The organism is Ignavibacteriales bacterium, assembly GCA_026390575.1.
GTDB lineage: Bacteria > Bacteroidota > Ignavibacteria > UBA10030 > UBA10030 > Fen-1298.
In genome coordinates this window covers 1-22,811 of the sequence record JAPLFR010000008.1, presented here as the reverse complement: position 1 = coordinate 22,811, position 22,811 = coordinate 1, and the positions used below count along the sequence as shown (strand labels likewise).

The window sequence follows — 22,811 nt, the reverse complement described above, 5'->3', positions numbered from 1 at the left end:
TAAAGAGTGGTGAGAAACATTTTTTCTTTTTTCCTAATACCTTATGCGTTTGTTTGTACAGTTATTTATCGAAGTTATTCGATGATTAATGTCTGAAGAGCATTACCCTCGATTTTTGTAGAAACAGTTTTATTTCCAATGAGAATGGTATAATTAACAAGATCTTCTTTTTGATTGAGAAGAGCAATTGCAATCGTACCGTCGGGATTTTTACATGATGTAATCATGAGATCTTTTAATTCTGATGAAACACCTATTCTATAAGCTCCCGGTCTAAAATATTTGCTAAAATGCTCCATCACATAAAAAAGCGGAGTAAAATAAACTTCATCTGTTTCCGGTTTTGCTATGACTGGTGCAATGCACCAATTCTTAGCATGATTCGGACCACCTTGAGTATTCAGCACTATATTCCAATCAATCCATCCGGCCATCCAACTGTTCAGCCCGCCAATAATATCACGAGCGTAGCGATAGACCGGAACATATTGGGGATGAAGCGGTTTATCTGCTTCTGTCGCATATGTATATCCCCAATCCCTTGCATCCTTTTCCCAATACCATGTATCATCTTGCCAACGCGGAATCTCAGAATCGATGCACCCTTCAGTTTGCAAGATTTGCTTATCCGGAGATTTTTTATGGATATAATTCAATACATCCGGATACCATTCGATAGTGCTACTATACCAATGCACTGCGGTTCCCCAGATATATTTTGCAATCGCAGGATCACCCAGAAGTGTATCTACCCATGGCTTTACATTATCTCGATTGTGATCATAAATTAAAATCTTTGTGGACAAATTATCTTTTTGAAACTGTGGAACAAGATGGTTCTTGACAAAGTCTCTCGTGCTCACTGGAGTAAAGATCATCGACTCCCACTGTCCGCTATTGTTTTCCGGTTCGTTTTCTACCGTTATTGCCCAGATGTTTATTCCCTGTTTCGCGTATTCATACAAATACTTACTAAAGTATAAAGCCCAAGTCGAATAATATTCAGGAAGTAAAGATCCATTATTCCAGGCATGATTATCCTTCATCCATGGTGGAGCAGTCCAGGGCGATGCAAGAATTTTAAAATTGGCTCCTTTACATTTCATAGCATCCTTAATTAACGGGATAATATCTTCCATATCCCGCGCTATGCTAAAATCTTTTAATTCTTTATCACCCGGTGTATTAGCATATGCGTAATTCAGTGTTGAAAAATCGCAGCTATTGATATGCGTCCTCGTAAGCGTGTACCCCGCTTTGTCAGAACGAAAATATGCGTCAATAACCTCTTTTCTTTTTGGGGGACTCAGTTTGTTGAGTACGGATGCCGAGGATTGTGTGAATGCGCCGCCAAATCCTTCGAGCTGTTGATACATGGTGTCAGGCGATACAATGATCATCGGAAATGTATTATTCTTTGATGTGGACAATTTAAGAGTTTCCTTGAGTGTGACTTTGTCGCCACTTTTAGAGCTTTGATACACCTTTGCTGTTTTATAATCCTTCATATTGTCATTCTGACCATACGCAGTCATTACGAGTAAACACCAGACCATAACGATAATTGTTGTTTTCATTGGACATTCTCATTTTAACTAATGAAATTTTTCTATCACTGATCAGACTGATCCTTCGAAAGCATTGACAAAATCGCGATTTACATGGTTCACCTGCCAAGGAGAGTTATCATACTAAGTACATCGTCGATAGAGCGACCGAAGATCTCGAAGTAGATTTCATTCCATAAATTATCGGGATCATACTATGTAAAAAATGATGCGAACGTTCTTTCCTTGCCCGTTATTTACCTCCGAACCTCAAACTGCTGCAGAGATATACGGCTTCTGTCATTCGCTCGGTATGAGAATATCGATCGACCATATATGATATAAAGAATTGTCTCTTTAATAACTCCCGGTGCATATTCCGAACTTTAGTTTCTTTGTTCTAAATAATATGTGCATCATTATGTTGACTTTTAAAAATTTACACCAAAAGAAATTTTCTGCACATATTTAAGGCGTCCAAAATCCTGATACGCATAATCGACTGCAAATTGCATGTTACCAATCAGAAATTGTTTCACGCCCACACCGAGTGTTAATCCTTCTTCTGAATCTTTTTGAAACAACGATTTCATTCCAGCCCTTAGATACAGATAATCATAAAACACATACTCGCCTCCTACATTCACGCATTCGTAATTATCGTTCGGATGCATTGCATCAGCTGCGAGTGTCATTTTCCCTAAGGAGCCAATCGGAACATCATAGGAAACACCAACTCGGAAATTCATCGGTAAATCCCAAGCATCCGTTGCCAGATATGCCGGTATATTAGCGTTATTGGCTTGCGTTGACAAATCAGGATCATAAGGAACCAATGCACTTTCACCTTCTATTTGCATCTTTGAGCCGAAGTTGGATATTGACATTCCAAGCATGACACCCTTGAAGGGCGTCCGATATTTTACGCCCATGTCAAGCGCAATAGCATTTGCACTCATTTTCCAGATTTGTTGATAGATGATCTTCGGAGTAAAACCGATCGAAAACGCATCAGTCAATTTCAACGCATATGTCAAGCCAACACAAAGGTCGGTAACACCGAAAACTTCACCTGTTCCATCCTGTTGGTCTACTGTGGTTACCTTCATGTCACCATAGTTAGAAACCGTAACATTCAAACCAAGCGCACCGTACGAACCGAGAGATGTCGTAGCGCCAATGTACTGATATTGAAGGTCAGCAATCCAACTTGTGTGATCAACGAGTACTTGGATTCCCTGCAAATCAGCTATACCCGCAGGGTTCCAATACATTGCACTTGGATCGTCCGCAACAGCTACAAAGGCGCCTCCCATACCGAGCGCCCGTGTGCCTTGCGCAATGGAAAGAAATGGTGCTGCTGTAGTACCTCGTTTTGAAACGTCGGTCGATTGCGCATGTACGATTACGCTACAGAGAAAAATCATTATCAGAATATATTCAATTCTCATTTTCATGATGCACCTCACTTTACTACCGCAAATTTGCCGATATACTCACCAATGCCAGGTGCATCGACGTGGAAAATATAAAGACCAAACGCAATATTCATTCCGTCATCCGAGACGAGATTCCAAGCCAGAGAACCATCCGTAGGCGTCGTATCCTTATAGAGTGTCTTCACGAGAGCGCCGGTAATTGTATAAATTCTAACAGTGCATTTCGCCGGCAGTTTCATGAATTGGATGAGACGATCTCCGCGGCCAGTTGTGAAAAGCGTACGAGATTCCCATTTTGCTGTAGATATATATGGATTTGGAACTACTGTAATTTGACTCAACTGATTCTTCGCTGCATCGTTGTCTGTTCGAGAACCAATCGTCTTAAACAAAAAATAATCTCCTGAAAGAAACGGTCTGTATGTTTTTATGGCAAAACGATCTCCTCGTTGTGGTTCTCTGAGCGGCATAAACGGTCTGCCGTAAGATATCTTCCATGCCCAATTGAAATGATTTTTATCTACAAATTGTTCGACAATCCGGATTGTATCTCCTACTGTTAATGTGTGAGAGGTATCCAAATCCTGAATAACGAACTTCGCTGGAACCCAATCGATAGTAGTATCCTTCTTGAAGATGTGGAAATTGACAGGTATTCTCGGGCCAGCAGAAAATCCTCGGCTATATTTTTTAGTATAAAAGGAAAATTCAGAACTATCCACAATTGTGCTATCCCATCGTATTTCATAATCAGCCGGCCACGCAACCCTGAGGTAATCATAATCATCTTGCGTCACCTGAATATTCACATTGCCAGACCCAACAAGCCAGCCTGTGAGGCCTGTATTTAAAACAATTGAATCGTTCAAAACAGATAGAACCATACCATCAAACATTGGTGTGAACCTGCCACTGCCTATGCTTGCAGTATCCGCGCCACGGATCAAAGTGTCCGTGACATTGTTACGTGTCCTATAAATATCAAATGACTGTGTGTGATATTTTGGTATGGGCGCATCAGATTTGAATTGAACTGTATATTGATCACCCTCATGGACTTGCGATGGATTTATAATTGTTACCTTTAGTTTGCCTGTTCCTAAACCCTGAGCTACGTGATCCAGATCTCCGCTTGTTTGCGCCGGCTGAAAACCCGCGACCGGTTTCTGGGGTGTCACAACAGCACAATTGATATCAACGAACTTGACATTCCCTGCATTGTCCTGCATAATGATTTTTGAACATTCTGTTGGCTGCAACGGTTTTCCGTTCGGTGTCGGTCCACCTTTCGAATATGAACAAAGAGCATAATAATACCGAATACCATTTGTGACCGTTGTATCGACAAATGCATGTTGTATACCACTATTCGAACCGCGCCAGAACCGAGCGCCATTGATACCAACGGGATCCGGTCCCGAAATGCTGTCCACGAGATCAAATTGAGCAATCGGCTTATAGTATTTAGGATTACCAAAAGAATCCGTTATTTTTTTATCGTCTTCAAATTCCGGTTCCTGACTTCGGTAGATCGTGTAACCTTCGAAACTTTTAAAATATCCCTGTGCAATATCGCCGTTTTCAAATCCATAGAAGCGATCTGTTGATGATTCTGCGATATTATCCCAAAATAGAGAAACCTTCTGATCGCCCGGAATTGCTGTAAGATGTGGAGTTAGCGGCGGTTTCGTGAATTGGTAGTTCGCGTTATAAATAGCTTGTACCGTTATCAAGTTGAAAACGAGAGCATCTAAATTATCGCCAAAAATAATCGCAACTGAAAATCGTTCCCGTTTTGTCTGTTTCAGCGGGAATGGACCAGAAGCAAACACCATTTGAATATTAGTGCTAACAGCTGCTGTCTCACGGAAGCCGTTATTCATAGCAACCCACATCGTACTATCGTTTTTGACCCATAATCCAGGTCCATTTTGACTTTTATCGCCAAGAGCTCTGATTGTCATGGCGGTCAGTCCTATCATATCCGATTCGCCTTTATCAGTCTCATCAAAGTTCGGTTCGCCATGTGTTGGAATGCCATCAGCTTCTCCTTCATCAGGACCGGTGTATTGAATATCTGTAGGACCAACACCATCCCGGCCAAGGTCATCATTCAAAGGTTCGCCCGGATCCCACCTTCCATTATGATTCACGTCTGCGTAAGTGATCCAATTATGATTATCATCAATATTATTGTCGCGACGCTCGTCAATCAATAAATCTTTATCATTATCGATTCCATCATAAGGATTTCCTGGGCTTTCTAAGTAGGCATACCCAATGTAACCAGTTTTATAGTTGGTTTTACTTGGTACGCCTTGGCCACACGTAGGACACCATGCATAAGTCAAGGCAAGTGATTGTCCCGCCCCACGTGCGCTACTATCATACAGCGCATAATTGGCTCCACCTCCACCTCCACCCACTCCAGGATCTGTATAAAAACCAAAACAGGTCGTATCATAGTTATGATCAGAAATATTCACGATATCATAATGCCAAAAGATGCAATCTTCCGCCAAGACGTGCGACCATTGAAATCCACGTATTTCAACCCGTAGTCCAAGCCCACCTCTATTCGTATCGGAGGCAATCGGGTAATAATAATATGGGGCGCGGATCCACTGTTTGTCTTGTGAATCATCTAAAACAAAAAATGTTTCAAAATCAGCATTCGAAACCCCAAGTCCGAAATAGCCATACCAGTGTCCATCCCAAGCCGACGTGAGGCCAAGCGCAGCAGGCCATTTCGGTGGAAAAGTTGTAGTATCCCTATTCACCGCGGGTCTTGTAGAAGATGGATTTACATAACCGGGAACAGGCTGCATAATCCATTGCACAAGTGAGTTCTTGGGATCCGTATTGACTTCCTCTCGATAGGCGGATTCCAATGGAGTGATGGTCTGACCCCCCGGTGCTGTAATCTTCGATGCAACCAACACCGCGGTTCCATCGAGATATTGTCTTCCTGAACCTTTGGGCCATTCAGCGGATGGGCTCTCTTGATAATATCCGACTTCACCATCATTTCTGTAAACAGTATTAATGCGATTCCCATTCATGACGCCCTCTTTCTTATATTGGGCGTTGCCTTTGGGTTCATCGCGATAAGCTTGAGTCTTTGCGTCAACGAAAGATCCCACAAGCCCCAATCCCGATATCGGCAGCGAATCTGGCGATGTCGGATCATTGCTTGTAACAATAAGCCACCCTGAAACGAGGCCTGAGCGGGTGGGAGTAAATATAATTGTACCAATGGACTGTAACCCCGGTGCAATGGCGAACGCCGCTTGATTTATTGAAAACTCTGGTTGGGTAAAAATAATGCTCGTAATCTTCAACGTGTCAGTCCCGATATTCGCAATCAGTATGGAAGTTGTGTCGAGATTCGAAAGTTCTCCAACTGTTATGTTTCCAAAATCAATCGATCGTGTGTTGAATGTAAGTTTCGGTTGTCCAAATGAGAATGCGACTCCCAGTATTAAAAAGAATGCAATGAGTGTTTTTTTTCGAAGCATGATGAACTCCTGAATTCGAAATCTATTCTTAGTAATCAACCCTGAACCCGAGCCGAACCTGACGCGGGGCAGAGTAACTCTGCGGATTATTCAAGTATTGTTGTATTGTATTCAGACCGACAATGGGACCCGACCGATATGTGTATAAATCGATATTCGCTCTACCACTCGCCGCGTTCACATTGACTTCATTTTTTGTATCGAGGAGGTTATAGATCAATGCAAAGAGAGTTATATGACCGCCTGCCAAAGAAATTGTCTTTTCGGCACGCATATCTACATTGTATGAAGAAGGTTTGAGTCCTCCGTTTTCGAAGCGTATACCACTCGATACGCGAGTATCTTCTGTATAGGGGAATCCTGATCCATACGAAAAAATGAGTCCGACATTCCAATCCTCAGGTTTGCCCACTGTGAATGACAAGTTGAGAGTCGATCGTTGATCCCAATCCAATGGCATTGCAGTTTTGGGAGTTTCGATTGGAGGGTCGGTCTGGTTATTATTATATACCGACAAGGGATCGGATGCGTTGCCTGAAGCTAATTGATACGTATAGTCAAGCTTCACACCGTAAAAATCTGAAAAGCGTCGATCGAGCGAAAGAATAAATCCTTTCACATTGCCATAATCATGATTAACAAGTCTGGCATAAATGCGTCCTTCGTAAGTATGTATGATTTCCGCACCGAGCAGGTTACGGATATCGCTGTAGTACACGGAAAGGTCTAAACCGACATTAGTGAAAAGAACTTGTTGAAGGCCGAGTTCATACTTGGTAGTCCGTTGTGGCTCAAGGTCTGGATTCCCAGCGATTGTGTTGAGAGTGCTTGATTCCGGAACTAAATAATCGGAGTTTCTATACAGGTTATCGAAACTCGGTATTTGGAAGAAATGTCCGTACGAAAAGTGGATGATACCCTGATCAGTAATCGGGAAAGAAATTCCAAACCGCGGACTTAATTGAGTTTTTTTGCTTGCAGGTTGCCAGACGTCAGGATAAGGAAACAGGGGATTTTTTGTCGGATTCTTTAGATCCATAGGATAAGACGAAGCCGGATCAAATTGGTCGAATCGGATGCCGAGATTAATGATCATCATATCGTATTCAATTTTGTCCTGAACATAAGCGGATAGTTCGGTCGGCTTTTTAAGATAAAACTGATTACCCGGGGCGCCAAGGTCCGGATATACCATATAAGAGTTTAAATCTGTTGAATGTGAATAAAGTTCATGCGCGCGCCATTCAACCCCGACGCCGATTTTTTGTTTATTATTAATTTGCGAGCTAAATGAATATTGGGCTATGGCTGCTTTGGAGTACCGATCATAGCGATTAGTTTGGTTGCCACCTGTGCGAAATGTATAGGCAGTACCACCGCCGGTCGGTGCACCTTGGTCAGGATTGACATAGAGGGTGTTAAAAGGATTTTCATAAAGGTATCCCTTATAGTCATACCAATTGTAGCCGAACTTCAGCGTTTGATAAGTATTGGCAGTCGGGGAATGTGTGATCTGAAATGAGTGAATCCAATCAGTACGATAGTGGTTCTGGATACCATCCGGGGTCCACGCAAATGAATGGTCATAGTATTTATTCCAGTTATCATCCCAAAGACCGTTATAAACAAATTTAAGAGTCCCAATAGAATAGGCAAGTTTTCCACTGAGTGAACGTCTTTGAGACGGATTCATTGCTACATATTCTGGATTACCAATAAGTGCGGCGATATCGGATGGACTTGGACTTGCAGGCATCTTCAGTTGACCCCTAACAAAGTAGACATACACTGGATAGTCATACATTGGGTTGCCATTATTGTCTGTATAAAACACTGGATTACCTATAGCGTCTGTCATTCGGATTGGTGTCTGATCAGAAACATCATAGACATGCTGACCATAGAGGTAACCTCTGTCTGAGGAATACATACCTGTCACAAAAAAAGTCAAATTTGGAATGAAAGGAATATATCCGCTAAGATTTCCTTGAATATTTTTTATTCCAAGACTCTTGAGACTGCCATTGTTCGGAAAGATATCAGTATGCGAAGTGGCATATTCACCCGTATAAGCGGAAATGGAACCGTGATACGATGACGATCCTTCAGACGTAACAACATTGACGATGCCTGACATTGCTTGCCCGTATTCTGCATTGAACGTTCCGCTGATGACTTCCATTTCACGAACAACCGAATTGTCGATTTGCATGGGCATCGAGCCATTGTAGGGATCGTTGACTGAGACTCCGTCAATCAAGTACGCGACTTCGCCCGAACGGCCACCGCGGAAATGACCGCCAACAACGCCAGCTTGGATATTAATAACTTGAGAGATACTCTCTGTCGGAATGCGCTTCAACTCTTCACTCGATACCGTCACCGATGATGATGTGAGGTCTTTTTGAACAATAGGCCGTTCCGCCATAACAACCACTTCGTCGGAAAGTATTGCCTCTGTCTGCAAATTAGCATTTACCTGTGTTGTGAGATCGATTTTTATGATAACATCCGTCATGGTAAATTTTCTGTATCCAATAAATCCGACAACAACAGAATATTTTCCCGGAGGGATATTGTTAATTGTATAATAGCCATCGATATCCGTTATTGTGCCGAGTGAAGTCTCCTTCACACTCACATTAGCACCGATGAGCGGTTCATTTGTGGCCGCATCGAGTATACGACCAGCGATTTTGCCTGTCTGACCTGCATCTGCCATCACCGGAAAAAGGAGAAATGACACAACAAGGAGACGACCTAGAAAATTGAGTGATGTCTTCGACATAGTTGGAACACCTTCTCTTTTTTATAACTTACTTAGATTCATTTTTTTCTAAATGATTATACGAAACATTTCGATAACGTCAAAATGATTCGAATGGATTAATAATAACTCAATACTTGTACTGCTCCAAAAATAATTATGCATGATCTATGAAGCACATTAATTTTCCACAAATGGTTTCGGCAACCAAAATACACTTTGCATTTATAGAAAACGCATTATTTGTTCATGAGAATGACCTGCAAGTTATGTACCATAAAAATTACGAGCATTCTTTCTAAAACCAAGGCTGTGTTATTTGGTGTTATCAATTTAAAACCGAAACATTATCAGACTTGATAATGTGGAGAATATCTTTTTGCTAGCATTAATTATAAGGATGTAACATTTAGCGTTAACAACAAACCTTTTTGGTCACTACTTCAGATTAAGTTCCTTAGATATTCTAAGATAATCGGGTGCAGTAAAATCAAGTTCTCAAGTTGCTTTTGCTTAATTTGTCGAATTTTCCACATAAATTCAAAATATTTCTTTGCAAAAATTTATTTCCATTGAATGCAACACTTAAAGCACTTCGTTGAGAATTTTCCCCTACAAAAAAAATGATAAGATACACTTCTCTACTAAACGATAATTTAACGGTCTATAAGCATTTTTTAAAGGGATAGAAAATTAATTTCTATCCCTTTATTGAAGATCATAATTCTTTATTTACTAACTGATGTTACGCAGAATCCGACAAAATATTGCCACGACCTTTGCCAAGGGCATCCCTTTCGGGACAGGTCGTGGTTTTAATATCTCCTTAATAAATCTGGGCTTTAGCCAAAAACGATACACTATGTGGCTAAAGCCAATGCTACTTCATTTATATTTGTCCACGACGTAAACGTCGTGGCTATAAATCAACTTACTTTGCGTAACATCAGTAACTAATTAGTCCTTTAAAATACAACGGTAGTAAGCGCATGTGTCGGACTTGAATATCTGATTACTTTTCCATTTACCCAAACTTGAAAGTCGCGATCCGCATCGCTAACGTTTAAAACCATGATTGCAACTTTTCCATCTATGTTTTTAAATGCAGTAGCAATAAAGTGATCGCTACTGGATGTACAAGCAAGTCTCCTTGCACCAGGTTTCACAAATTTTGAAAAATGACTAAACATATAATACGTGGGACTATAAATCAGCTTTCCTGTTTTGGTGTTAAAAGTAACAACATTCGATCCTCGAAACAAGCCACCAGCATGGCGGGGACCGCCGGTTTCATCTAAAAGCATATTCCAATATGTATAACCTTGTGCCCAGTTATTCAAATCTATTATCATATTCTTGGTCAAACGAAATGCATCATTCCAACTTCCACCAATTCCTGCTTCAGTATAAAGTAATCCTTTATCAGGAAAGGCGTCGTGAACCATTCTGACATTATCAAAATGCTCTCCGACGTACCAATGAAAACCCATTCCCCATATATATTGAGAAGCCTTAGGATCGTTATAAGCAACTTGTGCGCGTTGATACATTACTCCCCGGTTATGATCCCAAATCATCAGTTTTAAGTCCGACAATCCATTTTTTTTCAGAGTCGGTCCGAGATAATCCCGCACGAAATCCTTTTCTTCTTCAGCGGTGTATATGCATGATTCCCAAACTTGAACCGCTAAGGCTTCATTTTGTACTGTAAGACCCCACAAGGGAATTCCTTCTTTTTCATAAGCTTTTACGTACTTGACAAAATAATCTGCCCATGTTTGAAAATATTCCGATTTGAGCTTGCCACCGTAAAGCATATTGTCATTGGTTTTCATCCATGCAGGTGGACTCCATGGTGAAGCAAATATTTTAATATTTCCACTCGCTGCTTTTAAAGCCATTTGCATAAGAGGCAGACGGTCCTTCTTATCATGATCAATAGAAAAATTCGCCAGTTTCTTATCTCCCTTTACGTCGTCATAGGTATACATTTCATCGGAATAATCACAACTATGAATGGTGGTGCGGCATAGAGAATAACCACTCCCCTCTATCGGGTCAAAAAGTGCTTTAATATACTCTTCCTTTTGTTCTCTCGATAGTTTTGAAAAAATGACCGCTGTTGCATCAGTAAATGCACCACCAAAACCTTCGATTGTTTGAAAAGTTTTGTTTCCATCGACAAAAATAGTTGGATAATTTTCATCCGGTTGTTCCAAGGGTACGAAAACTTGGGGGCCATGATTAAACATATTATCTTCCGATGATTGTGCCGTTACGTAAACTGTGGCTTCCATGACCTCTTTTTTCTGACTGTAAGCATTTGAAGATAAACAAGTCAGTGTAATTATGGAGACCACAAAAAGGGAAAGAACTCCTGTAACTTGCTTCATAAAATCCTCCACTAATTTATTTTAACATTATTTTATTATAACGTTTAAGGCCAAGAAGCAACTTATTATTTATCTGAAAGTTTCATGGTTCCAAAAAACATGGGAGATCTTCGCGCTGAATCTTGTTTTCCGTTCCAGGTAATTTTCGAGCTGCGACGCTCATTATCATTATCTAATACATGCACATCAATACCTATAAATTGTCCAGCGTGAGGTCTACCTTGGACGGCTGTCCATGGAATTGCCAGTTCCATCTGATATCCGTTGCTCACATTTTTTTGTGCGGCATTTATTTTTCCGTTAAGATTACCCTGAACTGCTAAAACGGAGGAATCATTTCTCGTGTAACGCAATTGATAATCATATTTTCCATAAGATTGCGATTTGCTATTGTCCGTATCCAAATAGATTTCTAATGCATCCTGTGCATTCCTTCTGTTGCTCCTGTTGCTTATAATATCGTCGGTGATTTGCACCCACAAATAAAGATTCTCCTTATCCCAGAGAAGTTTAACCCAAGCAGATAGATCGGACTCGGATTTCTTTTCTCCAAAAACAAGATGACTAAGTATAAGTGGCTGAACTTTTTCCCAGACGTCGTCAGTACTTGCATCGATTTTTATCGGAATGGATGTGCTTTGAATAATTGGACCGGTAAATGGAGTTACGCTTAAAGTAACTTTTTGGCTTTGAGACGTTCCCTTTGCGTTTGATATTTTTACAACAAATGTGCTGCTATTGTCTTTTATGGCAAGATTGGAAATATGCAAACGATTTGTTGTTTGATCGGGTAATATATTGCCGTCCCTGGACCATTGATAACTCAAAGGAAAGCCTCGCGCTTTTACAATAGTTTGAACGGCACCGCCAACTTCCGATTTCATATTTTCTGGTTGAATGACAATTTCCGGCTGCCTAACTTCCATCGTTTCTACATATTTATCAGGATTTAAAGAAACAAGAGATCGTACCATTTCCGGGAAGAACTCGCAGTAATCCGAATGAGTCATTTTTGCTTGTTCAAATAGCCAGATCGTAGCCTGTTCCTTAGAAGGCTTCTCTCCAATTCCGTTCCAATAGTCTAATATTTTTAAAAATCCCGGGCTTCTAATGATACTCCATGGTTGACTCTGCAAATCAAACTTTTTATGCGTCCACCAACTCCAACCTACATTAGCGCTTTCAAGAAAAATTGTCGCTTCAATATTGCGTGCATAAGGTGGACCTTGTTCTCCCGTTTCTCCATGCCAAAGAGGAATATTATATTTTTTACGTAGCGCATCCCATCGTCCGAGTGCTTCCTGGTTTGATGTAGGTGGATATGAATGAAATGCCATTGACAGATGCTTATCCCAATTCATCGGCTCCAAAAAATCAAACGTCTGCGCCCAATCATCTCCTTCGATGAAGATTATGCCTTCCGAATCAACTGTACGAATTGTATCAGTGAGTTGAATATAAAGTTCGCGGAGAAGTTTTGGGGAAATAGTATTATAGCGGATGAGCAAAGGCTCGTTCAACAAATCATAACCGATAATACATTTTTCATTTCTGTATCTTTCGGCAATCTTATACCAAAGTTCGATACACATGGGCCAATATTTTTCCTTTTCCGTCCACAGCCGGGCTTCCCCATCGCTGTCGGAAATGTTTTCGGCATTTTGCCCACCTGGCGCGCCATGCAAATCCCAAATAATTCCAATATCATACGTATTACACCACTTTACCAAACGATCCAACAAATCAAATCCATTCTGGGAATAATTATAAGGCGGATTATTCGGTTGTCCTTCTCGCGGTTGAAGAACTGAAGCCAGTAGCGGAATACGAAGAGAATTCGCCCCCCATAATTTCATTGCTGCGATATCACTTTCGGTCAAATAATTTTCATGGAAGAGACGCCAGAATTCTTTTGCATCTTCCACGCCGATGAGACCTTTAATTGCTTTTTCAAACTGCCACGGCCTGTCAATTTTTCGAATTCCCCACATATAACCTTCCGGTAACAACCAGCATCCCAATCCGAAACCACGGAGAATAACCTTTTCTCCCGTTTTTATGTTTATAATATCCTGGTCTTTCGTTGTGTATTGCGAATAACTAATATTTACAGAGACAACGATAAGCATGAAAAGAAAAACCGTTCTTACTTTTTTCAGTATTTTGTTCTCCGAGTATCTTTCCATCGATTTTTCTCCACCAATAATATAGACCATCTATTTTTTGGACATTTTAACAAGAACGATATACGTGAGACATTTATGAGAGATAATTCAATTTGCAATAATTATTTCGAAAGAATAATTTGTCTTGCCTATTATTTAGTTATAGTCTGGCCACTGTTTTGAATATTAATTTTGTATAATGATGATCGAGCTGTAATGTAAAGTGTACTCCTATCTTTTCCTCCGAAGACAACACACGTAGGACGCTCCGGTATTTTAATTTCATCAATTTGTTTACCCGATTTATCATAGACAAAAATATTCCCGGCAGGAATATAGACGTTACCTTTAGAATCTACTGCAACATCTAGTTCGCCTCGTTCCGCAAAAAGCTCGGGATGCGAAAGCGATCCATCGGGATTAACCGAAAACTTGTAGGTTTTTTGGCCGAACTCATCTGCCATAAAAAATGGAGTTCCTGAAATTGCGGTACGAAGAGAATAAGCTCTGCGTAAATCACTGCACTGAGGTAAAAAAGTAGTTCCATCCGGTGAGACAAAATGATCAGTAAGCGGATTAACAGCCTCACGTTGATAAGCAGTAAAAGATGAACCCGTAATCGGCGGATTTTCTTTAGAATAGGTCGTGATTGTTAAAAAATCATGTCCGTCACGCCACCTGTGCCCTGGAATCAAAGCAATTTTTGCATGATGTGAATCGGGGGGAACAGATTTAAGGATTTGAAGATCATCTTCTGAATTTTGAGGATCAAATGCAACAACTTGACCGTCACCTGTAGTTACAAGAAGATTGTCAGACTGATCAAATGCAAGCCCCACAGGAGTAACAAGAAGTGCTCTCATAAGAGTTAATTTATTATCTGCGGTCGACCACCGATAAATCTGACGCCACCGCGAATCCGTAAAGTATACATTCCCTTTACTGTCAACTGCAGCACCGTCTATGAATTCAAAACCTCCTACGACCTTTTCCACTTGTGCGCCGGGATATATGACAGATGAATTATTTGCACTTTTATTTTCCTTCAGAGGCTTGCCGGAAATATTTAACCTGGCAATTTCCCTATCGCGAATTTGATAATCATAAGATTGATCATAAATAGTGTTATCATAAGAATATTTGGTGGGGCTGTAAACATGAATTCCACAGAATTCGATATCTCGTGATGCATATACAATTACTGCGTTAGGATATGGAGATATCATACGGATAACACGATAGAGGTATAAGTTGGCAAAAGTAATATTACTTGAATTTTCTATCCTAAGAGGTAATGCATGCGGACTTTCTGCACTCTCCTCTTCCATTTGCATATCATAAATTTTCCAATTCGAAACATTTCGTATAATGACTTCATTCCGAACATGATGTTCAATAGACATGGCATAAAGACGTCCGGGTGTTGTTGTATGAGAGACGTAAATTCCTGCCTGGGCAAATGTATTTGGCGTCCATATATCTTTAAAGGTTCCTCCGCCGCCGTCTGTAATCCACAAACTCCAATATTGTGAATCCCAATCGCGGTCAACAAATGGATCGCTGTTTCGAAATTGGTTATAAACTTGAACACCGGATCCATCGACATTGTAGGTTCCATGCCCGCCAATAAAGCGAACATCGTTCATCATTGAATTGGAATCTGCCATCCACTTAGCGACTACAACGCGTTCATTGAATGCGCCTCCGTCTAACCCAATACCTGTTACGATATTAGATCCATTTTTTGGCGCCATGAGTAACGGCTTTGGATATCCTTTACCGCAAAACTCAAGTGTTTTATCAGCGAGAACAATCTGAGTAGATATTGGATTAAGACCGATCAAAACTGTATTCGGTTCAAGTGCAATGGTTTCTTTTACAATGTAGCGTCCTGTGGGAAGATATATTGCCTTGTATTGAGCAATAGCCTTTTTCAAAATTTCTGTATCATCCGTTACGCCATCACCCTTCGCACCTAAAGAAACAAGGTTCACCCAATCCTTACATGCAGGCAGTTCCGGAATATCCGAGTCTACCGGTTCAGGTGCCTTTTCAAGTGGCATGATATTTGAAGTGGTTTTAATTTCAGGGGAATATCCAAGGTCAGCTATTTGTAATCCATGACAAAAATCTTTTACCTGATATATTTTATATGAAACCTTGATCTGTTTATTGCTCGAGCGAAATGATGCAAGTATAGGAACATTGATGCAAACAATATTTTTTAAGTTGAATTGCGCCCGAGCATTATACTCATCGCTCATGATAATTGCGGGACCGCTAATATTTTCAAACCGCGAATCAATAATAAAAAGCTCTTCCGCACGATCAGGATTTACTACTATTGCGCTCGGAACATTCTTAAAACTGTTTCGAACTAGTGAAAGTCCTCCTTCTTCAGTTGAAATAGCAGCTTTTGTCTGTCCTTCAAAATAACTATCAATCATTAAAAACGGCCAGCTTGGTGATGGCTTTTTAGTTATTATACCATATTCACCACCAATAAAACGACAATCATCAATTTCATTACCTACTTCTTCAACACCTGCCCTGCCCTTACCAATTTCAATATCAACATGGGCAATATAACAATGTTGCGCAAAATGTGAGCGGATTGCAATTGCAGCTGGATTTCCGTCTTTGATTTTAATGTTGATATTACTTATAGCACTATAAAATGTACCGGGATTGGCGTCACGAATTGGACGACCATTTCCCGGTCTATTACTCGCAAATTGGATAATATATTTCCCATTACCTTCCTGGTATCCTGGTGTATTATCTTCAAGAACAAAAACGGGCCGGTTCTCTCCATACCCAATCAAACGTATTCCCTTCCAGACATAGATAATTTTGCTGATTTGATATACACCTTCGGGAATCATGACAACACCAAACACAGACTTTTCTTCTGCTCTATTTATTGCTTCCTGTAATGCATCAGAATCATCGCCGTCCTTGTTTGGAGTTACAGGAAAATTTTCCGGAGTAAGGTATATTGCTTTTTGATCATTTAGCGATGTATTATAAAACGATTTTCTGGATCTATCATTTGATGAGCATGTATCGTTATGGATATCCGAAGCCTGCGATTCTATAGACAAAAGAATGATAACTTGAATTATCATTAAAATAATTTTCAGAATAATCATATTTCCTTTATACAATGCGAGGTTCCTTATATTTCCAATATTTGAAAATAACTTATGCTTTTAAAAAAATGTTTTCCGCAACACAGTACAGGTTGAAAAAAAGCATCTGGTGAAGAAGACTTAAATTATTCAATCAGAAAAAGTGAACGACAAGGAGACCCAACAGGATGCAATACCAATATCTGACAGAACCTGTGGAAATAAATGGATTACACAGTCATGAGTGTAATTAGTTTTCACTGAGAAAGGAAGCATTTGTTTGGTTGGAAAAATGAACTGTTTGATACAACCAATGTATCGATCGCTGACGCACCTTGCAGGTAGAACATAAAAGTCGTCCATTGATCGCCCTCACTCTGTTCATTCCTGGCATGAAATCTAATTACATGCCATCTTTTATCCGGCATAGAAGTGCCAAACCCAGCCCAGCTATTCCAGAAGATTATTCATCAAGTTATATACCATAAAAATTATTGTCATTCTTTTAAAAATAGCGGCTGTGTTATTTTGTGTTATCAATTTGAAACCGATGCGTTATCGGGTTTGATAATGTTGGAATTACAATTTCCGCTTGCAATGATTAAGGGGAGATGGCGTTTCGGATGAACAATCAGTCTTTTTGGGGCCGCTATTTCAGGCCAAGTTCTTTACATATTCTATGATAATTGGGCGGAGCAAGACCAAGTCTTCTAGCTGCCTCTGCGTCAGTTGCAGAATTTTTCCGGATGTATTCGAAATATTTCTTGCGAAAATATTTTTCCATGTCCCACAAGGTCTTCTCACCTTCTGGGTGAGGAAATAAGACTCCATCGATCGTACTGAGTGACTGGAGCTGTGATTGCAGATGAAAGATTTCTTTCACGATTTCAGCGGAAATAATGGTCTCATTGCGCAATAGGACGCGCTGGACGACATTTTTTAATTCACGGACATTTCCTGGCCATGAATACTTTTTAAGTAGATCAAGTGCATTATCCGCGGTAACTGGCGGTATTTTACCAATGTCTATACTTATCTGTCGAATAAAATGCTCCCAAAGAACAAGAATATCTTCAGGACGATCCTTGAGAAGCGAAACGTAGATAGGGACAACATTAAGTCTATAAAACAAATCTTCTCGAAATCTTCCTGCCAATACCTCTTGTTGCAGAATTTTATTCGTTGCAGCAATAATTCGGACATCAACCTTGATTTTATCTGTTCTACCGATTTTTGCAATCTCTCCCCCCTCAAGTACACGAAGTAACTTGGATTGTGCTTGTGGTGGAAGATCTGCTATTTCATCAAGAAAAAGTGTTCCATGATTTGCTACTTCGAATAATCCCGGCTTACTCGTTGTAGCGTTGGTAAATGCTCCTTTTTCATACCCAAACAGTTCACTTTCGATAAGGTCGTGCGGAATGCTGCTACAATTGATTGGAACAAAGTTTTCGAATTTTCGCTTGCTCTCATAGTGGAGATTGGTTGCAACCAGTTCCTTCCCTGTCCCTGTTGGTCCTGTAATTAATACTGTAGCATCGGATGTTGAAAGTTGTTTAATTTGGCTTCGGATTTTTTGACTTTGTTCAGAAATCCCAAGAATCCGGACACTTGCGAGTTTATCTTCAACATTGTGTAAAAGTTTTCTTTGAGCTCTCAATTGTTCACGTTCAAGGTTCTTCCTTTGATATGCATTTACTATACTGATAATAAAATCTGTCGGCTGATAGATAAAATCTTTGATATCTGTTGGATATTTTGTGCAGTACCAAAAGGCACCAGCATTGAGCAATTTATTGGCGAAATCAAAATCGGTAATGTTGACAGTCATTTTTGTGATTACAATGATCTGCAATGATGATGAAATCTTTTTGATAGCATGAATAAGAGAATCGCCCATGATCCGCCCAGAGATTTGCATATCCATAATCACGACATCAAATTGATCTTTTCCTCTTCCGAGCAATTTCAAGGCACTATCGCCATTAGAAACTACCTCAAGGATTTTTATCTGATCACTAAATGGACGTATCGTATTGCGCACACGACGTACATCAAAGTCTTCATCCTCGATTAAAAGAACTCTTATTATTCCATTAATAAACATCATATCTCTCTGGTATTATTAATGATACATAGTAAATGTAAATTGGCATCCACCTGTCGGTTTGTTCTCTACATCTATTGTCCAACCGAAACGCTGCGTTGCAATTTCATAGGCGATGTAACAACCATAACCAGAATGTTGCTTCCCCATTGGTTCGCCCGAAGTTACGTGATCAAGAAATATTTTTTTCACCCCGCTTGCATCAAGTTCAAGGAGTTTTGGATCAACACCGTTACCATTATCCTCAATACGAATAGTGGATTGGCGTGAAGTAGGATCATACGTTGTCGTGATGAGCACTCGTGTATTATCATTCCCTGAATGATCCAATGCATTTTGAACTATAGGTTCCAGTACTTCCCAAATCACATATTCATTAATAGCAACATCAGGTATTGCGGGATCGAGGTTCAATTCAAATGTAGCATATTCCTTTGAGACCCGCTTAAAAATGTTCTCAACAATGAATTGGATAGCTTCATTTACGTTGGTTCTAAACATCGGTCCCCGTATCGTGTGTAGAGGTGGATTATACCATTTCATGTCGTAGATAACGCGAGCAATAAAACTTGAATATTTATCGATGCGGTACTTTATCTGATCAATGTTCTCTGATGTCAGGATTCGGAGATCCTCACTAATAAAACCGCCAATTTTTTCTGCTTTATGGTGCGTATGATAAATTCGTTTTGTGAAGAGCATTTCATTCTGGTGATTGATTTGCTCTGTAAGATATTTCTTTTGCTCTTCATAAAACAATCGCTGAATTTCATTACGCTCATTGAGTGTTCGTGTCGAGATATAGAACATAGCAAGCAGACCAATAATAATTAAACCTGAATACACAAACGCTGTTTTATCATAATTGGACGACATTTCTTGAGTGAAAAATGAAAGATTGGGAGTAATTTTCATATACACCGCACCGATGAATTCTCCGCGGGGAACAAATGGTATAAAAACATGAAAGATCTGTTGTCCTTCTACTACTGTTATGGTTTGTTCGCACTTGATCAATGAATCTTTCAATTGAGTAAACAAACGAATTGCTTTAGAATGGGAATTTTCGTTCGCAACTTGTACTACGCCACCGCCGAATAAGTAGTTGAACAATTGCTGTCCATCATCAATTGCAATAATAGTACTGGGTTGCGGAATAAGGATACAAATACTTTTAACGTTTTTATTTAAAAGCTGCTGGCTAAATATAATATTATAATCCTGAACAATTTGACGTCCTTCACTTTCTGTAAACTTGCTCTTCGAACCTTTGGATGCCAGTAATAACTCTAACGAGGTAGCTGTCAAGTTCGCGATGCGTTCTGCTTCGTCTTGTTGATACCACTGCTGTGATTGAACAAAAACTTGTTGCACCGAGTTTTGGTTTAAAAATAAAACGATAAATTGAAATACGATGAGAACCAACGCCAGGACAATCAAATGTCGAATTTCGAATTGATACTTACGATATCCTTCGAGAATTTGGAACAATCGTTTATTCATTTGAATTTTCATTTTATCAGAATAGCATTCGATTGAATCATATCATTTGCCTGTTGAAGAGCATCTTTGACTTTGAGGTCTTGCTTAATGGCTAAATTTATAAAGTGAGAAATAATGTTTGAGGTTTTCGTATATTCAACAAGAGCCGGACGATGGAAACCGTTCTGCATTATTTTTTTATAAAAAGTAAGTTCAGGATGAGAAACTAAAAACAAGGAATCTTGATACACCGAATTAACAACGGGCATATATCCAGCTCGTTCAAACAATAAGCGTTGAATGTGGTCGCTTTGTAGAAAACGGATGAACTCAACCGCTGCTTCCTTCTTTGTAGAGGATTTGGAAACCATAAGATTCCATCCTCCTAATATTGATGTAGGCTTTTCTCCGTTGAAGTGCGGCAATGGTGCTCGCCCTATGTTGGAAAGTTTTACTGTATCTGGATAGAACCGTCTAAAATTTTCGATGAAATTTGGCCAGCCTCTCACAAAAACAGCATCATGATCAAGCATATATCGATAGCTAAGGTTTTCTTCAAAGTCGAGTACAGCTATTGGGGACACGTTTGTTTTGACAAATCCGACCATCATGGAGAGTGCTTCTTCGGCAGCTGAGGAGGTCAATGGGATCGAATTATTTTTGAAAAAATCTGGTTTACGACTTACGGCTATTTCAAAATAATTACAGACGAGACCCTCATAATCTTTCGCCTGGAAAATATAGAATGGTTTTGTTCCATATTTTAGTTGTTCTCGTAATTTTAGCAATTCATCCCAGGTTATTGAGGATTGCAGCCGTTGCTCGATCTCTTCAGCTTTGGGCAAACGGCGTATGATATCTTTTCGATAATACATTAGTCCAACATCAATATACAATGGCATAGCCACAAGGGTCTGATCATAGGTACAGGACTCCATGGCATAGGATAGCAGTCGTTCTCTTTCTTTTTTCGAAAAATATTTGTCCAAAGGTTCACTCCACCGAGTGAACCGTGGTACCCAGATGAAGTCCACAGCAAATAGATCGATATCACTTTTACTTCGCAGAGATCGTATGAGTAGTTCTTTACGCTCGTTCGTACTGAACTTTTCAAACGGTAGATTTACGGGAATAACTTCAATTTTTCCCCGATACAACCGATTAAATTCTTGAATCACCAACTCGTGACTTTGGGAAATATTATCTGCAAAATATACTTGTACTGGTTCCAGGGATCCTGAGCGGCTGAACACATTTGTTAACATGGATAGCCAGCCCAAAATAATCGCAACGAGGGTAAGCACGAAAACGGTAATAAATAAATGTTTTTTAATCACATTACATCAATAAATAGTAAGATGATGTTTCCGAAACAATTTATATCACATTTAGCTGAGTTACAAGCACCTCAAACGAAAACATTATTCTCAATATTTTAGCTATTACTCAACCAGAGATCATGGAAATTTATCTTATAATCCATTTAATTTTGACTTGGTTAATTAGGTATAATCAATATTTATTTCCTTACACCATGCTACTTTAAAAACATGCATTGATAAATTATCCCAAATTATGCATTAGATCAATGACGACATGAATTACTCTTTATATTCAATGGGTTTATAGAATTCCGAAGAAATCCATTTTCTCATGCATTGCATGAGAGATCAATTTCTGTAAATTCCTTAGGAAAAAGGGCTTACAGTACTTCAAAGTGGTGAGGCAACTGCTATCGCATAGTTTGGGATTATTTGCTGCCCCGATTACTTAGGGTTAAGTATATCGAGACTATTGCAAATGGCTCTTTGAGAGAGGAATAGTAAAATTCACGTCAAGTATCTTTTATTGACTCGATACTTTTAATTCATGATTTGAAAGAGAGTACGTGTGTTCTTTTCGCCGGTCATAAGACTATCGAGACCAATGAATTAGATATTAAATTTTTGTATCCCCAAGACATCATAAATCTATTTACCTGATAGTGCGACCTTCAATAAAATCCTACATCTTCGTTGAGCTCTATTGAAACCTTGCTACCGATGAAAAACAAATTGGGGCTAGCTCAAAAAAGCCAGCCCCAATCTTATTACAACAACCTTCACTTATAACTTTTGTCGCTTACTTACTATTAGGACATTTGTCCGGTTACTTTATTTTGATGTTTTTTATCTTTTTTCATTTTAACGGACGGTGTTTTCTCCGGGACATAAACCTTTAACTCCGGATGAAAGTCTTTCACGAGACGTAAGTATTGACGAT

At 39.7% G+C, this 22,811-nt stretch carries 10 protein-coding genes; all 10 read right to left on the bottom strand.

The features are described 5' to 3' along the window. Positions 1 to 74 precede the first annotated feature (74 nt). Positions 75 to 1,577 (bottom strand): glycoside hydrolase family 30 protein, encoded by a 1,503-nt coding sequence (locus NTX44_06395; protein MCX6121232.1) that lies wholly within the window; start codon positions 1,575 to 1,577, stop codon positions 75 to 77. Between the two features lie 401 nt (positions 1,578 to 1,978). Continuing rightward, on the bottom strand, positions 1,979 to 3,004 hold the full coding sequence (locus NTX44_06390; protein MCX6121231.1) for a PorV/PorQ family protein: 1,026 nt from the start codon (positions 3,002 to 3,004) through the stop codon (positions 1,979 to 1,981). 8 nt (positions 3,005 to 3,012) lie between these two features. Beyond that, positions 3,013 to 6,504 (bottom strand): hypothetical protein, encoded by a 3,492-nt coding sequence (locus tag NTX44_06385; protein ID MCX6121230.1) that lies wholly within the window; start codon positions 6,502 to 6,504, stop codon positions 3,013 to 3,015. A 28-nt stretch (positions 6,505 to 6,532) separates the two neighbouring features. After that, positions 6,533 to 9,292 carry a TonB-dependent receptor gene (locus NTX44_06380; GenBank protein MCX6121229.1) on the bottom strand — a complete coding sequence of 920 codons (2,760 nt, stop codon included), beginning with the start codon at positions 9,290 to 9,292 and terminating at the stop codon, positions 6,533 to 6,535. Positions 9,293 to 10,236: 944 nt separating this feature from the next. Beyond that, a complete protein-coding gene (locus tag NTX44_06375; GenBank protein ID MCX6121228.1) occupies positions 10,237 to 11,664 on the bottom strand; it encodes a glycoside hydrolase family 30 protein in 1,428 nt (475 codons plus the stop codon). Between the two features lie 65 nt (positions 11,665 to 11,729). Further along, positions 11,730 to 13,850 (bottom strand): cellulase family glycosylhydrolase, encoded by a 2,121-nt coding sequence (locus NTX44_06370; GenBank protein MCX6121227.1) that lies wholly within the window; start codon positions 13,848 to 13,850, stop codon positions 11,730 to 11,732. A gap of 131 nt (positions 13,851 to 13,981) precedes the next feature. Next, positions 13,982 to 16,981 carry a glycosyl hydrolase family 28-related protein gene (locus tag NTX44_06365; protein ID MCX6121226.1) on the bottom strand — a complete coding sequence of 1,000 codons (3,000 nt, stop codon included), beginning with the start codon at positions 16,979 to 16,981 and terminating at the stop codon, positions 13,982 to 13,984. Between the two features lie 628 nt (positions 16,982 to 17,609). Then, positions 17,610 to 19,070, bottom strand: coding sequence for a sigma-54 dependent transcriptional regulator (locus tag NTX44_06360; GenBank protein ID MCX6121225.1), 1,461 nt, complete (start codon positions 19,068 to 19,070; stop codon positions 17,610 to 17,612). Positions 19,071 to 19,085: 15 nt separating this feature from the next. After that, on the bottom strand, positions 19,086 to 20,570 hold the full coding sequence (locus NTX44_06355) for an ATP-binding protein (protein MCX6121224.1): 1,485 nt from the start codon (positions 20,568 to 20,570) through the stop codon (positions 19,086 to 19,088). An 8-nt stretch (positions 20,571 to 20,578) separates the two neighbouring features. Continuing rightward, positions 20,579 to 21,886 (bottom strand): extracellular solute-binding protein, encoded by a 1,308-nt coding sequence (locus NTX44_06350; protein MCX6121223.1) that lies wholly within the window; start codon positions 21,884 to 21,886, stop codon positions 20,579 to 20,581. Positions 21,887 to 22,811 lie beyond the last annotated feature (925 nt).

What these genes read in the sequence shown, in the direction of transcription:
- NTX44_06395 (MCX6121232.1), bottom strand. Translation starts at nt 1,577, where the DNA reads ATGAAAACAACAATTATCGTTATGGTCTGGTGTTTACTCGTAATGACT.
- NTX44_06390 (MCX6121231.1), bottom strand. Translation starts at nt 3,004, where the DNA reads ATGAAAATGAGAATTGAATATATTCTGATAATGATTTTTCTCTGTAGC.
- NTX44_06385 (MCX6121230.1), bottom strand. Translation starts at nt 6,504, where the DNA reads ATGCTTCGAAAAAAAACACTCATTGCATTCTTTTTAATACTGGGAGTC.
- NTX44_06380 (MCX6121229.1), bottom strand. Translation starts at nt 9,292, where the DNA reads ATGTCGAAGACATCACTCAATTTTCTAGGTCGTCTCCTTGTTGTGTCA.
- NTX44_06375 (MCX6121228.1), bottom strand. Translation starts at nt 11,664, where the DNA reads ATGAAGCAAGTTACAGGAGTTCTTTCCCTTTTTGTGGTCTCCATAATT.
- NTX44_06370 (MCX6121227.1), bottom strand. Translation starts at nt 13,850, where the DNA reads ATGGAAAGATACTCGGAGAACAAAATACTGAAAAAAGTAAGAACGGTT.
- NTX44_06365 (MCX6121226.1), bottom strand. Translation starts at nt 16,981, where the DNA reads ATGATTATTCTGAAAATTATTTTAATGATAATTCAAGTTATCATTCTT.
- NTX44_06360 (MCX6121225.1), bottom strand. Translation starts at nt 19,070, where the DNA reads ATGATGTTTATTAATGGAATAATAAGAGTTCTTTTAATCGAGGATGAA.
- NTX44_06355 (MCX6121224.1), bottom strand. Translation starts at nt 20,570, where the DNA reads ATGAATAAACGATTGTTCCAAATTCTCGAAGGATATCGTAAGTATCAA.